Genomic DNA, 297 nt, shown 5'->3' on the forward strand with positions numbered 1-297 from the left:
AGAGCTTAAAAATCGTTCAAGTTGGCTTTGATTTCTTTATAATTTATTTGCAGGCTGCCACAAAGGCATCAAAGATCCCCTGCAAGGCGGGGTCGGCAGCACTGAGCCACTCAGGGTGCCACTGCACGCCCAGGCAGAACTTCGCGTCCGGCTTCTCAATGCCCTCCACGATGCCGTCCTCGCTCAGGGCCGACAGCACAAGGCCGGGGGCGACCTTGTCCCCCGCCTGATGGTGCTGGCTGTTGACCAGTACGGTATCCTGCCCCAGTATGCGAGAGAGCAGGGTGTCCCGCCGCA

General features: G+C 58.9%; 1 protein-coding gene. It reads right to left on the reverse strand.

Translation table 11 applies throughout. The features are described from left to right. Window positions 1-43: 43 nt before the first annotated feature. On the reverse strand, window positions 44-297 hold a 254-nt coding region (locus P0G09_RS19210), incomplete at its 5' end, for a gamma-glutamyl-gamma-aminobutyrate hydrolase family protein (RefSeq protein WP_275253469.1).

This window comes from Faecalibacterium sp. DFI.5.82 (assembly GCF_029076575.1).
Classification (GTDB): Bacteria; Bacillota; Clostridia; order Oscillospirales; family Ruminococcaceae; genus Faecalibacterium; species Faecalibacterium duncaniae.